Origin of the sequence: Shewanella algidipiscicola, assembly GCF_900380485.1 — a bacterium.
GTDB lineage: Bacteria > Pseudomonadota > Gammaproteobacteria > Enterobacterales > Shewanellaceae > Shewanella > Shewanella algidipiscicola.
On the sequence record NZ_OXJV01000017.1, the window covers coordinates 280,989 to 294,112 of the forward strand.

14 protein-coding genes are annotated in these 13,124 nt (G+C 50.4%); 8 read left to right on the top strand and 6 right to left on the bottom strand.

The window, feature by feature from the left end:
• The first annotated feature begins 5 nt into the window (after window positions 1-5).
• The 8 genes from hypF (at window position 6) to DN599_RS13465 (ending at window position 6,897) form a co-directional block, all read left to right on the top strand.
• Window positions 6-2,378: a carbamoyltransferase HypF gene (gene hypF / locus DN599_RS13435; protein ID WP_110458184.1), complete on the top strand. Its 2,373-nt coding sequence runs from the start codon at window positions 6-8 to the stop codon at window positions 2,376-2,378.
• Window positions 2,379-2,490: 112 nt separating this feature from the next.
• A complete protein-coding gene (gene hypB / locus DN599_RS13440) occupies window positions 2,491-3,276 on the top strand; it encodes a hydrogenase nickel incorporation protein HypB (RefSeq protein ID WP_110458099.1) in 786 nt (261 codons plus the stop codon).
• A 2-nt stretch (window positions 3,277-3,278) separates the two neighbouring features.
• Window positions 3,279-3,518: a HypC/HybG/HupF family hydrogenase formation chaperone gene (locus tag DN599_RS13445; RefSeq protein ID WP_110458100.1), complete on the top strand. Its 240-nt coding sequence runs from the start codon at window positions 3,279-3,281 to the stop codon at window positions 3,516-3,518.
• A 2-nt stretch (window positions 3,519-3,520) separates the two neighbouring features.
• Complete coding sequence (hypD, locus tag DN599_RS13450) at window positions 3,521-4,636, top strand: hydrogenase formation protein HypD (protein WP_110458101.1); 1,116 nt, start codon at window positions 3,521-3,523, stop codon at window positions 4,634-4,636.
• A 3-nt stretch (window positions 4,637-4,639) separates the two neighbouring features.
• A complete protein-coding gene (gene hypE, locus DN599_RS13455; protein ID WP_110458102.1) occupies window positions 4,640-5,665 on the top strand; it encodes a hydrogenase expression/formation protein HypE in 1,026 nt (341 codons plus the stop codon).
• Window positions 5,665-6,012, top strand: a complete 348-nt coding sequence (locus DN599_RS13460) for a hydrogenase maturation nickel metallochaperone HypA/HybF (RefSeq protein WP_110458103.1) — start codon at window positions 5,665-5,667, stop codon at window positions 6,010-6,012. The genes hypE and DN599_RS13460 overlap by 1 nt, the downstream gene beginning before the upstream one ends.
• Window positions 6,013-6,057: 45 nt before the next feature.
• Complete coding sequence (locus DN599_RS18750; RefSeq protein WP_204165132.1) at window positions 6,058-6,222, top strand: hypothetical protein; 165 nt, start codon at window positions 6,058-6,060, stop codon at window positions 6,220-6,222.
• Window positions 6,223-6,642: 420 nt separating this feature from the next.
• Window positions 6,643-6,897: a hypothetical protein gene (locus tag DN599_RS13465; RefSeq protein WP_110458104.1), complete on the top strand. Its 255-nt coding sequence runs from the start codon at window positions 6,643-6,645 to the stop codon at window positions 6,895-6,897.
• 175 nt (window positions 6,898-7,072) lie between these two features.
• On the opposite strand, the gene DN599_RS13470 is transcribed toward DN599_RS13465, so the two are convergent.
• The 6 genes from DN599_RS13470 to DN599_RS13495 all read right to left on the bottom strand — a co-directional run bounded on the left by DN599_RS13470 (window position 7,073) and on the right by DN599_RS13495 (window position 13,010).
• Window positions 7,073-8,320, bottom strand: coding sequence for an ABC transporter permease (locus DN599_RS13470; RefSeq protein ID WP_110458105.1), 1,248 nt, complete (start codon window positions 8,318-8,320; stop codon window positions 7,073-7,075).
• A complete protein-coding gene (locus DN599_RS13475) occupies window positions 8,317-9,552 on the bottom strand; it encodes an efflux RND transporter periplasmic adaptor subunit (protein ID WP_110458185.1) in 1,236 nt (411 codons plus the stop codon). The genes DN599_RS13470 and DN599_RS13475 overlap by 4 nt, the downstream gene beginning before the upstream one ends.
• Window positions 9,553-9,584: 32 nt before the next feature.
• Entirely contained in the window at window positions 9,585-10,763 is a 1,179-nt protein-coding gene (locus DN599_RS13480; RefSeq protein WP_239473307.1) for an efflux RND transporter periplasmic adaptor subunit, read from the bottom strand.
• Window positions 10,750-11,745, bottom strand: coding sequence for an HlyD family secretion protein (locus DN599_RS13485; RefSeq protein ID WP_110458106.1), 996 nt, complete (start codon window positions 11,743-11,745; stop codon window positions 10,750-10,752). Before DN599_RS13485 ends, DN599_RS13480 begins: the two co-directional genes overlap by 14 nt.
• Window positions 11,735-12,421, bottom strand: a complete 687-nt coding sequence (locus tag DN599_RS13490) for an ABC transporter ATP-binding protein (protein ID WP_110458107.1) — start codon at window positions 12,419-12,421, stop codon at window positions 11,735-11,737. Before DN599_RS13490 ends, DN599_RS13485 begins: the two co-directional genes overlap by 11 nt.
• Window positions 12,422-12,620: 199 nt before the next feature.
• Complete coding sequence (locus DN599_RS13495) at window positions 12,621-13,010, bottom strand: hypothetical protein (RefSeq protein ID WP_110458108.1); 390 nt, start codon at window positions 13,008-13,010, stop codon at window positions 12,621-12,623.
• Between the last annotated feature and the right edge of the window lie 114 nt (window positions 13,011-13,124).

Genomic DNA, 13,124 nt, shown 5'->3' on the forward strand with positions numbered 1-13,124 from the left:
TGACCATCCCCCCATCTCAACGGCCTTCGGCTCACTCAGCGGCTCAAACACAAGCCGCGCCACAGGCATCACTGCATCGGGTTAAACTGCTGGTCACCGGCATTGTCCAAGGGGTGGGATTTCGCCCCTTTGTCTACCGCCTCGCCCATGAATTAGGCTTGAGCGGCTTAACCTTTAACCATAGTCTGGGCGTGACCATTGAGCTGCAAGGGGCAAGCGCGCAGCTGGCGCAATTTATAGCGACATTAACTCAAACGCCGCCTCCGCTCGCCCGTATCGACAGTGTGACTCAAGAGACCATGGCGCCTATCCCTAATAGTCAAGGTTTTGAGATCATTCAAAGTCAAGCTAGCGAGGGGGCGCAGGTCGCGGTATCAGCCGACAAAAGCTGCTGTGAAGATTGCCTCAATGAGATAAAAGATCCTCATAATCGTCACTTTCGCTACCCCTTTACCAACTGCACCAACTGCGGGCCGCGTTACACCTTAATCAATGCGTTACCTTATGATCGCCCCAATACTTCGATGGCGAAATTTAGCCTGTGTGAGCAATGCGCCGAGGCTTATGCCGATCCGCTAAACCGGCGTTACCACGCTCAGCCTGTCAGTTGCCCTAACTGCGGGCCGCAGCTGACATTAACCACACCCAATGGCCAAGCGATAGCCCACAGTGATGCCGCGCTAGATCGCTGCGTTGCCTTGTTGCAACAAGGGGATATTGTCGCGATCAAAGGCTTGGGCGGGTTTCATCTGGTATGCGATGCCAGCAATCATCAGGCCGTGATGCGCCTGCGCGACCGTAAACAGCGTCCAGCCAAGCCCTTTGCCGTGATGTGCAGTGACCTTAACATGGCCAAAACCCTGGCCAAGGCAAGTGAGGCTGAGTGGCAACTGCTGTGCAGCGCCGAGCGGCCTATCACCCTACTCGAACGCATCGATAACCCCAGTTTGCTCAGCCCTGGTGTCGCTCCCGATATTGACCGATTAGGGCTGTTTTTGCCCTACACCCCCTTACATCACCTGTTATTGGCGCAGTTGCAACGGCCCTTAGTGGCCACCAGCGCCAATCGCAGCGGTGAGCCTATCATTACCGAGAGCGTTGGCATTCAAAACCAACTAGCTGGCGTGGTCGATGCGATATTGGATCATGATCGCGCTATTTTAAATGGCTGTGATGACAGCGTAGTGCAGATGATAGATGACGAGCTGCAAGTGATCCGCCTAGCACGGGGTTACGCGCCATTGACGCTCCACTGGCAGGACAGCGTTAAAGAGCATACCTTGGCGGTTGGCGCGCAGCAAAAAAATAGCCTCGCTTTCGGTTTTGGCCATAATCTGGTGTTAAGCCCACATATCGGCGATCTATTTAGCCTAGAGGCTGAGCACTATTTTACCGATACCTTGGCCACGTTTAGCCGCCTATATCAGTTTACGCCCCGCTATGTGGTGAGCGACCGCCACCCTGACTACGCGCCGACACGCTGGGCACGAGACTATGCCGCAGAGCAAGCTTGTCACCATAGCCAAGTGCAGCACCATTACGCCCATATTCTCAGCGTCATGGCGGCGCAGCAATACACAGGTAAGGTGTTGGGGTTTAGCTTTGATGGCACAGGCCTTGGGGATGATAAGCAGTTATGGGGTGGCGAAGTGATGCTGGCCGACGTTTATGGGTATCGGCGCATCGCGCACCTACAGCCCATGGCACTAATTGGTCATGAGCAAGCGATTAACGATCCGCGGCGGATCATGCTCGCCCTGCTGTTTGAGCAGTATTCGCCCGAGGCGATCGCCGCGCTCAATTTGCCCGCCATACAAGGGATGTCACCGCTGCTGATCCAAAATTTATATCAGTTATGGCGTAAGGACGTCGCCATCCATCAGACCAGCTCGATTGGTCGGCTATTCGATGCCCTCGCCTGTTTACTGGGCTTAATGACCCGCACCCAATTTGAGGGTCAAGCGGGTATGTTACTGGAGGGGGCAGCCAATCGCGTTGCCAATGAGCCAGCGCCGCTGCGCTTTACCTTACCCTTGGTGGAGGGCGTGTGGCAAACCGATCACCTATGGCAACAGATCCTTAATGCCATGTCACTGCGCGATAATGCCCCCCAGTGGCAAGGACTGATTGCCCGCGCTTTTATGGATTGCCTCGCCGACGCCATCGACAGCTTAGCCAGTGAACACGCCCACTTACCTGTGGTACTCACTGGCGGCGTATTTCAAAACCGTTACTTACTCAAACACACTCAGCGGCGGCTCAAACAACGCAACCAGCAAGTGCTCAGCCCCAAACAGGTGCCCGTCAATGATGGCGGCATTGCGCTGGGGCAGTTGTGGCATGAGATCCATCGACAAAGATCGGCTGCTAAGCAGTAAGGCAAGATTGATAAAAATACGTACATTTTGTTAATAAAGTGACCCGTATCAATGAAGTTAATACTGTCACAGGGCAAAATGTTTATTAGCATTAGATTAAATGGAGTTCATCATGTGTAAAGATTGCGGCTGCTCTATCACTCAACGCGAACGGGCTCATGCCAGTGGCGCAGAACATGCTCATCACCACGAGCATGATCACGGCCACAGCCATGACCATCAAGAGTTGCACAGTAACCCGCAACTCAATGACAGCAAGACCCTCTCCGTCATTCACAAAATTCTCGATAAGAACGATCATGAAGCCGCCCACAATCGGCAACATTTTGAGGCACATCAGATAACCGCATTCAATTTGATGAGCAGCCCAGGTAGCGGCAAAACCACCTTGCTGGAACACTTAAAAGAGTATACCCCGCTCCACTATGGCGTGATTGAAGGTGATTTAGAAACCTCGCGCGATGCCGACCGTTTAATTGCCAAAGGGATCCCCGCTTACCAAATTCAAACCGGCTCAGCCTGCCACCTCGATGCCTTTATGGTGCATGGTGCCTTGCATCATGTGGACCTTAATCCGCTGGATATATGCTTTGTCGAAAACGTCGGTAACTTAGTCTGCCCTGCCTCTTATGATGTGGGCACCCACTTCAATATCGTGTTGGTATCGGTACCGGAAGGCGATGATAAAGTAGAAAAATACCCGGTGATGTTCCGTAAAGCCGATTTGGTTTTAATCACCAAAGCGGATCTGCTGCCCCATTTTGATTTTGATGTTGAGGAAGCCAAGGCCCAAGTGAAAAAACTCAATCCAAAGGCCGAAGTGATGCTCACCTCGGTTAAAGACAGTGACAGCATGTTTGCTTTTGCACAATGGCTCAATGACCATAGGAGAGCCTAAGCATGTGCTTATCAATCCCCTCAAAAGTGGTTGCGATTCACCCAGACGAGCAAGCGGTAACGGTTGAAACCATGGGGGTTAAACGCAAAGTATCTAGCCACTTAATGAGTGAGCCGTTAGCCATGGATGATTATGTGCTTATCCATATCGGTTTTGTCATGAATAAAATCGATAAGGTTGATGCCGAGCAAAGCTTGGCACTCTATCGAGAGATAGTCGACAAGATGGAGCAGGAGCACTGAGCATGATTGAGCTTAACCAGCTTTACCAAGGATTTAGAGATCCCACGACCATACATAATTTGGCCCGAGAGATCCAAACCTTAGCGAGCCAATATCCGGGGAACATCAATATTATGGAGGTCTGCGGTGGCCATACTCATACCATAATGAAATATGGCCTCAATCAGCTATTACCCGCCAATATTGAATTTGTCCATGGGCCCGGGTGCCCTGTGTGTATTATGCCTAAAGAGCGTATCGACCACGCCGCCATTTTAGCCTCCCAGCCCGAGGTGATTTTAGTGACATTAGGCGACATGATCCGCGTACCAGGCTCTAAAGGTAGCTTGGCGCAATTTAGGGCACAAGGCTGCGATATTCGCCCCATTTATGATCCTCTCGATACCCTCACCATCGCCAAAGAGAACCCTGAAAAAACGGTGATCTTCTTTGCTATCGGCTTTGAAACATCCACTCCGATGACCGCGGTGCTGATAGAACAAGCTGAGCAGCAAGGGGTTAATAACCTGCTTTTTCATATCAATCATGTATTAGTGCCCCCCGCCATCGATGCCGTGATGGCCGATCCCAAAGCCACAGTGAACGCCTTTATTGGCCCATCCCATGTGAGCGTGATAAGTGGTGCTAAATTGTATCGCCCTGCGGTTGAGCGCTACCACACCCCCGTGGTGGTCGCCGGATTTGAACCCGTGGATGTGATGGAGTCTATTTTACGTATCGTCAAACAGAAGTTAGCCGGTACAGCCGAGTTGGATGTGCAATACAGCCGCGCGGTAAGTGAAGATGGTAACTTGCATGCCCAGCAAAAAGTCAATCAATACCTCATGATACGCCCGCAATTTCGTTGGCGTGGCCTTGGGCCTGTGGCCAACTCGGCATTGATGCTACGGCCCGAATACGCCCACCGCGACGCCGAACGTATTTTTAGTGAACAGCTTAATGTCGCCGACATTGACGATCATAAAGCGTGTCAATGTGGTGATATTTTACGGGGGATCGCCAAACCCAAAGATTGCAAGGTGTTTGGCCGTGGCTGTACGCCCGAGTCCCCTTTAGGCAGTTGCATGGTGAGCTCCGAGGGGGCTTGCAACGCGTATTATCGCTATAACGGAGTCTAATCCATGTCTGTAGAGATCAAGCTGCCCACCGAAAAAGCCGTGCAACTTAGCCATGGTGGTGGCGGCAAAGAGATGAATAACCTGATTAAGTCTATCTTCTTTAAGGCCTTTGCTAACCCAATTTTAGCCAGTGAAGAAGACGCTGCCGTGCTCAACTTAGACGGGCCTACCGCCTTTACCACCGACTCTTTTACCGTGAGCCCACTGTTTTTTGCTGGCGGCGATATTGGCAAATTGGCCGTGGCGGGCACGGTCAACGATCTGGCGATGATGGGCGCAGAGCCACAATATCTCAGTTGTAGCTTTATTATCGAGGAGGGATTTGCCATCGCCTCGCTCAAACAGATTGTTGCGAGCATGGCAAGTGAGCTGCATAAAAGCGGCACTCGCGTAGTGTGCGGCGACACTAAAGTGGTGCCAAAAGGCTGCGCCGATGGCTTATTTATTAACACCTCCGGGGTTGGGCGGATCCTCAAACCCCATATTTCGGTCAATCATCTGCAGCCAGGGGATGCCATCATTGTCTCTGGTGACATTGGCCGACACGGCGCCGCCATTTTGATGGCCCGCGAAGGGCTTAACCTAGAGTCAGATTTACGCAGTGATTGCGCCAACTTATGGCCTGTGGTCGAGCAGCTTATCGCCGCTAATATCACCATCCATGCCATGCGCGATGCCACCCGTGGCGGCTTAGCAGCCGTGCTCAATGAATGGGCGCAGGCATCGAAGGTGGGCATTAGTGTGGCCGAGTCACAGATCCCCGTCAGTGATGAGGTTAAAGGTCTGTGTGAACTCTATGGCTTTGAACCCCATGATTTAGCCAACGAAGGCACCTTTATTTTGGCCGTGCCACAAGCCATCGCATCTGGGGTGGTTGAAATTATCAATCGCTATGGTGATAGCCAAACCGCTGCCATTATTGGTCAAGTGGAAGATAATCATCATGGCAAGGTGATCTTAACGACCCCGTGGGGCAGCACTCGTTATCTCGACCTACCCCAAGGCGAATTATTACCTAGGATCTGCTAATGCACGAATATTCCATCGTCGGCGCTCTGCTGGAGCAATGCGAGCAATATGCCAGTGACAATAACGCCACCCGTATCAGCGAAGTGGTGATAAAAATTGGTGTGCTAAGTGGCGTTGAACCCGCCTTATTAGCCACCGCATTTGACACCTTTAAGCTAGAGGGTCGTGCCAAAGAGGCCGTGCTCACCATAGAGCATCAAGCCATCGTACTCAGTTGCCAGCAATGTAACACCACTAGTGAAGTGGCCGAGCGTACCGTTATTTGCCCTCAATGCCACAGTTTTGACACCCGCATCGTTGCCGGTGAAGAGATGTTGCTGATGCAGTTAGCGTTGGAATCAGATTAACCCTTATTACACGTAAGAAGTTACACGAAACAATGGAGCATCACCATGAACAGAGCATTATTACTACTTGTGAGTTTATTACCTGCAACGGCGTGGGCACACGGAGGACACAGTGGTTTTGGGCTGTTCCACCATATATACGATATATTACCATTTGTGGCATTAGTGATTATTGTCGCTGGGATCATGATGTGGAAAAAACGTCATTAAGATAGAGCACGGTGACAAAGCGTTTAAACAGTAAGGGCACACCTCACCAACAGCTGAAGTTTATGTGCCCATCTGACTATCGCTAAAATGATAAGCGTCTGATGGTCGAGATGTGGCGGATCCCGCGCTTAGGCGTGCCTCGCTTGCAAATCAAACGAGTGGTTTTCGGCTATTTGCTTATCACAGTGCATAATAAACGTCAGCTGTCCCTCCCTAAGCACTCAAATGTTGACGCTATAACGATAAACTGACGCTGGTTTTTTATTTGGCGCCTCGAGATTTAAAACCAAAACACCAATTAAAAACAACAACTTAAGCTACAGTTAACGTTTTGAATTAACGGCAAAACATTGACAGTTTATTTGTACAAAATTAACGCGTATAGTGCACCTCTAATTTAGCAAACACCAAGGTAATCCCATGTTCCGCTTTACCATCTACTCCATCGTTGGTTATGCCTTTTGGCTAACCTTTGTGGACATTTCAGCCTATGCCCAACCCAGTCCTAACGGCGGCTGGTTTAACGATATACAAGCCTTGTTTGTAGATGATAAGCCGGTAAATGACAGCCCGGTAACAGATGCACCTAAACCCCTATTAACCACAGCAATTGAGACGAGTCGTTGCCAAACAGAGCAGCATTGCCCAGCACTTCCTTTACGGGCGGCAAACTGAACTCGCAGGCGCATTGAATCAGCTTAATAGTGCACAACATAAACAGGCAGCATTAGCGACTTAAGCCGCCGATTAACATTGTAAGTTGAAGCTTACACTGCAACACTGCAGATTAAAGCAAGCGTCACCTAGTAGCATAACTCTCGATTTTAACCCGCAGCAACACCACTGCGCTTTAATCACGTTGCAACGCCACGATGGGATCTAACCGCGCCGCTTTTTGCGCCGGATAAAGCCCAAAACCTATCCCTATGGTCATACACACCCCAAGCGACAGCAGCACGGCAAAGGGAGACCATGCCACAGGCCAACCCGCAGCGGCTGATATCACTAAGGCTAACAACAGGCCAACCACTATGCCTATCACGCCCCCCGTGGCAGAGATAGCGATACTCTCAATTAAAAATTGACGCGCGATATCTTTACGTCTCGCCCCTAATGCACGCAATAAGCCAATTTCAGCGGTACGCTCCATGATCGTTGCCAACATGATGTTCATGATCCCTATGCCACCCACCAGCAAAGAGATCCCCGCCACGCATGCCATCACAATATTGAATATTTGCTGCGTTTTTTGATGTTGGGCCAATAGATCGGCAGGTACCACGATCTCATAATCTTTCTCTCCACCGTGACGCCGCTCAAATAGATGACCTAAACTTTTGGCTGCTAGTGAAGGCTCAACCCCATCGGCAATGGCCAACTTAATCGAATCGAGTTCATCCTCTAACGGTTTAACGTTCATCTTCTTGAGTGCCGTGGCCAGTGGAATAAACACTTGATTACGTTCGCCGCCAAGTTTAACCCCTTGAATTTTAGACTGCACCGCCTCGCCTTCAGACAGCACGCCGACCACCTCAAACCATTGATGGTTCACTTTAATCAGTCCGCCAACGGGTTTATCTTGCGGAAATAAACTGCGCGCGGCTTCGGGCCCCAGCACGGCGACTTGACGATAATGACTCTGATCGGCTTGAGTCAAGCTGCGGCCTTTGGCCACCATGAGCGCACTTAAATTAAAGTAGCTGGGCGTCACCCCAACCACAGTGGCATCACTGCGCCCTTGCTGGCTAAATAAACTAAAGGTTTTCACCTGCTTTTGCGCGCTCCAATCTTTAACAAAAGGCAAGGTGGTGGCCGCACTGGACACATCGCGCAGGCTTAAGCCGATGCTGTGTTCACGGATAGATTTTAACGCATCACCATCGGCGGGCCGCGCATTGATGACGATGTTGTTCACTCCCATGGACTCAATCATCCGCAAGGCTTCACGCTCGGCGCCTTCGCCGACGCTGAGCATCGCAATCACCGCGCCCACACCAAATATCATCCCCAGCAAGGTTAATGCGGTGCGCAATTTATGATGGCGCATCTCGTCAAACGCTTGAATGACGCCCTCAACATACCCCTTAATCACCTTCATAAGCGGCTCCTTTTGGGCGGTGTGGTTAAGGCAATCACATCACCTTGGTTAAGTCCGCTGGTAATTTGCGTCATGTCGATACTGCGTTGTCCGGGCTCGACTCCTTGCTCGATAAAACCCTCTGCCGTTTTGAGGTACACCCAATAGCGGCCCTCTTTCTGAAATAGCGCTTGGTTGGGTACTGTCAATACCTCATTGAGTGACACCGCATCCACTTTAGCGCTCAGCTGTCGCCCCGGTTGCATGATCGATGGCAGGGTCTCATCTAGGCTCACGGTAAACTGAAAGTAGTTAACTGGGCTGTCTTTATCTTTGGGTTTAGCTAACGCATCGAGCTGACTGACCTTACCGCTGAAACGTTTATCTGGGTAAGCATCGAGATACACATGAGCTGGTTGCCCCACCGAAAGACCCGCCGCCTCAGACTCAAGCACAAACAGCTTAGCTTGCATCACTGAGGTGTCGGGCAAGGTGCCTATGGTAAAACCTGACCACATCATGTCACCGACCACTGGCATGGCACCGTCCCAGCCAGACTGATACACAAATAGGCCATCATGGGGCGCGATGATCTCCATCTGATTGAGGTTATTTTCATAGCGATCAATTTTCGCTTTATGCCCCTGCTGCTTAAGCTCGATAAGCTGCTGCTCGGCTTGCGCCTGCGCATCATGCTGAGACAACCCCCAATCAAAATAGTCCATCTTGGCACCCAAATAATCTTGATTACGCATCTGCTCGATGATCTCTATTTTAGTGTAGACCCGTTCATCTTCACTGAAGAAACGCTCGGCCAACTCCCGCTCTTCACTGGTGACCTGCGTACCCACCTGCAGCTCTTGGCTTACGGTTTTATCTTTTTGTTGCTGCATCTGTTTATCGAGATCCAACTTATTAAAATCAAACGCTTCCATTTCGAGCAAATAGGCTTGTCGTGTGGGATCCATGCGTGCCACCACATCCCCCGCCTTGACTCGACTAAAGTTGGCCGCAATCCAGGCCAGAGATTGCGGCCCACGCAGTCCTGAAGGCACTGTCACCGCCGTCGAGTGGCTCGCCTCAAGCTCACCGGTCGCGGGGATCTGCACATTAAAATCGCGCAGCTTAACCTCCATGGTTAACACCCCATCGTGCTCGGGTTGACTGCAGCCAAGCAGCAGTAGGCTGCTACAAAGTACGCTGCTCACCAAAACAGATGACCGCAGCTTAACTTGGCCCAAGCTGGGTGTCATAAGACGACAACAATCAAAAAAATGCAATAACATCATGGCAGTAACACCTCATCACCGACACGTAAACCTTGGCTAACTACCATTCGTTCGGCACCCATAGCCCCAATAGTAATGGGCTGTTTACGTTCGCCCAGCCAGGTAGGCTGGCGTACATACGCTTGGCCGCCTTCAAAACTCACCGCTTCTTTGGCCACTAATAACGAGGGGCTCGCCTGAGCAATATCGATACTGATCTTGGCCGTCATGCCAGGTCGCATCAGCTCGCTGTCGGGCTCATCGATACTGGCAACGGCATCGAATACCACCATGGGCACATCTTGATTCTTATTGCGAAACACTGCGCCCAACTCAATGATTTTGCCCTTAAACACGCGCTCAGGGTTGGCGTCGAGACGAATGTTAATTTTTTGGCCACGTTTCACTCGCTGCGCCTCGACTTCAGGCACTGTCATGTTGACCTGCATATGGGATAAATCAGGAATAGATAACACGGCGTCACCGGCAAAGACCGACTGGCCCTCTTTAATTTTATTACCTTGTGGATCGTTGCCATACACCACCATGCCCGCACGAGGCGCTTTTAGGGTCATCGACGCGATCCCCTTCTCTAACGCCGCTACTTCTGAGGCAAACTTCTGCTCATCACCGGCTAACATGGCTTGACGCTGCTCGGCACCTTGGGACTCTAACGCCATTTTTTGCTTAATCAATGCCACTCTATCTTTGGCAATAATGGCATCACGCTGGTATTTTTCTTTCTCGATTAACGCTACGGTTTCATCGGATAGCTTAAATTTTCGTTCCGCCTTTTCATGGTTCATCTGGGCTTCGGCGAGATCGAGCCGCAACTGTTCGAGTCGCTTGGCATTACGCAGTTTAGAGGTTTCAATATCTTGCTTAGTCGCCGCCAGTTGTGCCGCGCTGACCGACAAGCGTTGGGTTAACTCAGAGGTATCTAATCTGGCGACCACGTCACCTTTGGCCACTTCGCTGCCCTCTGGAGCCAACTGTTTGACTTGATATTGCCATACACGACGGATCGCCGGAGGCATCATCGCCACAGTATCGGCAGACACCAGTTCACCTGTCACCTCTACTTGCTGGATCAATATCCCTTGTTCGACGCGGGTCAACGCCTGTTGGCCGCAACCTACTAGTATGCAACCGACGAATAAGGCACAGTACACCTGCATCATATTACCCTTGCGCATCAGCAAACTCCTTGGTCACCACCAGCACACTCATGCCCGGCACTAACTCAATTTGGGCATTTTCTTTGGCGAAATCGATGCCGACCTTAAACCATTTGCTCTGCCCCCAAGCTGGTTGAGACATCGCTTGCTTACCAATAGAGGCGATAGTGCCATCGAAGGTCACTTCAACATGGGCATCGAGTTGCAGACTAACCGCTTGCTTAAGCCTTAGGCGGTCAACATCCACCTCATTTACCCAAGCCACGACTTCGAGTTTATCTAGCGCTGGGATGGTCGCCACTTGTCGGCCTATCTGCACTGTGTCGCCCACACCATATTTGGTTTCTGTCCAGGGATGACGCTCATATAAGATAGGGCCGGCAAATTGCGCGGTTAATTCCAGTTGCTCTATGCCTTGCAGCGCCTGGCTTAACTCCAGCTGTGCTTTGCGTTTATCTATGGCTAACTGTTGGCGGCTGGCATCTTGCTTATCGAGCGCCTCGGTCAAGGCTTGCTGCGCCTTTTCAAGCTCGCTGCGTGCCTGCATCAAACTGAATTGGTTTTCGGCGTACTCTTTAGCCGCCAGATAGGCTAAGGGCACTTCGGCATCAAGCTGGGCTTTTTCCACCTCCAGTCGGCGCTGCTTAAGATCAAACTGCGCTTGCAATACCGCCCCCGTTAACTCGATAGCCGTACTTTGCTCTTGCGCCGTGACCCGCAATAAACTGGCCTCTAGCTGCTCAATTTGATTGGTCAATTGGCTTTTATCAAAAATCACCACACTTTGCCCGGGCTGGGCTAAAGTGCCTTCGGGCAGCATCCACTGAATTTGATAGCGCCAAGCATCTCCGGCCTTAGGTACGGTAAAGGTTTGAGAATCAACCGAGCTGATTTTGCCCGTTAACAGTAATGAGGGGAGACTATCGTCGGCCCAGCTGCACAAGCTTATCATGCAAGCAGCCAATGTGGCGCAACCGCCAAAAAACACCTTATGCGGCATGCTCACCTCGTTGTTCAATGCTGACAATATCGCCATCGCGCATACGGATTATCCGCTGTGCATAAGCCGCGACTTCCTCCTCATGAGTCACTAAAATGATGGTTTGCCCCGCTTGGTGGAGCTCGGTAAACAGCGCCATTATCTCAACCGACGTTTTACTGTCTAAGGCACCGGTCGGTTCATCGGCCAATAAAATGGTGGGGCGATTAACCAAGGCTCTGGCAATCGCAACTCGTTGACGCTGCCCACCTGATAATTGGTTGGGGCGATGATCTTGACGCTCGCTTAAGCCCACTCGCGCCAATAATTGCTGGGCATAATCCGTGCTATCGTCGGCATGCTCACCAAAGCGCAGTGGTAATAATACGTTTTGTAATGCGCTGAGACGTGGTAATAAATGAAAGCTTTGAAACACAAAGCCTATCTCTTTGTTACGCACAGCAGATAAGGCGTCATCATCGAGTTGACTCACCTCTTGCTCATTTAAGCAGTACGAGCCACTGGTGGGTTTATCGAGACAACCAATAATATTCATTAAAGTCGATTTACCAGAACCAGAGGGCCCCATGATGGCGACAAATTCATTGGCTTGAATGGAAAAATCGACTCCACGTAATGCCAATACCGGCAACTCTCCCATTTGGTAGGATTTAACTAATTGTTTCACATTTATCATTTAGTGAGTCTCACACTCTTAAGGCTTACAGCGCAGCAGCCGTTCCGTCGACTAAATTGCTAATCGTTCACTGTGCCTTAATAGCGCAGCACTATGCAATTGAATTTAGATAATATTACACTCAATTACACTTAGACACATTTGTGCAGAGACTCTGACGTTATTCAGCTCAATAGCAACCACCTTTTGCGGTTAGCGCTTACCCAGTAAACACACCTAGCAGGGTAAATACACTAATGATAATAAAAAATACCCAGTGAAACTGAACGCGGCGTACACTCTTAACTTCGGCAAAATATCCAATGTAAATTTGCCAAATGGCAAACAACATAAAGTTAAGGCTGATAAACAACGCTAAGGCATAGGTTTGCATCCTTGGCACCCATTGCAAACCACAGGCAAATAACACCAGTGTCGATAGCACCAAAAATATCGACACATAGTGAAATACGCAGTGCATCAGGGTTATCGTCGTGGGATCAAAATCGGCTTGCCGCTTAGAACATAACAATTGCGGCTTGGCTATCACAAAATGGCCAACACAGGTAATTGAGGCCAATACTGCTGCAACCAAAAGGTAGATATTCATAGCTTCTCCGACAACACTGTTGTTGGCCGCATTCACGAGCAACCCACAGGATCTATTCTACATAGACGATAGCTAACTAGACCGTATCAGTACGAATGAAGTTTCAACACCAAA

What these genes read in the sequence shown, in the direction of transcription:
- DN599_RS13465 (WP_110458104.1), top strand. Translation starts at nt 6,643, where the DNA reads ATGTTCCGCTTTACCATCTACTCCATCGTTGGTTATGCCTTTTGGCTA.
- hypE (WP_110458102.1), top strand. Translation starts at nt 4,640, where the DNA reads ATGTCTGTAGAGATCAAGCTGCCCACCGAAAAAGCCGTGCAACTTAGC.
- DN599_RS13490 (WP_110458107.1), bottom strand. Translation starts at nt 12,421, where the DNA reads ATGATAAATGTGAAACAATTAGTTAAATCCTACCAAATGGGAGAGTTG.
- DN599_RS13470 (WP_110458105.1), bottom strand. Translation starts at nt 8,320, where the DNA reads ATGAAGGTGATTAAGGGGTATGTTGAGGGCGTCATTCAAGCGTTTGAC.
- DN599_RS13480 (WP_239473307.1), bottom strand. Translation starts at nt 10,763, where the DNA reads ATGCGCAAGGGTAATATGATGCAGGTGTACTGTGCCTTATTCGTCGGT.
- DN599_RS13475 (WP_110458185.1), bottom strand. Translation starts at nt 9,552, where the DNA reads ATGACACCCAGCTTGGGCCAAGTTAAGCTGCGGTCATCTGTTTTGGTG.
- hypD (WP_110458101.1), top strand. Translation starts at nt 3,521, where the DNA reads ATGATTGAGCTTAACCAGCTTTACCAAGGATTTAGAGATCCCACGACC.
- DN599_RS13495 (WP_110458108.1), bottom strand. Translation starts at nt 13,010, where the DNA reads ATGAATATCTACCTTTTGGTTGCAGCAGTATTGGCCTCAATTACCTGT.
- DN599_RS13485 (WP_110458106.1), bottom strand. Translation starts at nt 11,745, where the DNA reads ATGCCGCATAAGGTGTTTTTTGGCGGTTGCGCCACATTGGCTGCTTGC.
- hypB (WP_110458099.1), top strand. Translation starts at nt 2,491, where the DNA reads ATGTGTAAAGATTGCGGCTGCTCTATCACTCAACGCGAACGGGCTCAT.
- DN599_RS13445 (WP_110458100.1), top strand. Translation starts at nt 3,279, where the DNA reads ATGTGCTTATCAATCCCCTCAAAAGTGGTTGCGATTCACCCAGACGAG.
- DN599_RS18750 (WP_204165132.1), top strand. Translation starts at nt 6,058, where the DNA reads ATGAACAGAGCATTATTACTACTTGTGAGTTTATTACCTGCAACGGCG.
- DN599_RS13460 (WP_110458103.1), top strand. Translation starts at nt 5,665, where the DNA reads ATGCACGAATATTCCATCGTCGGCGCTCTGCTGGAGCAATGCGAGCAA.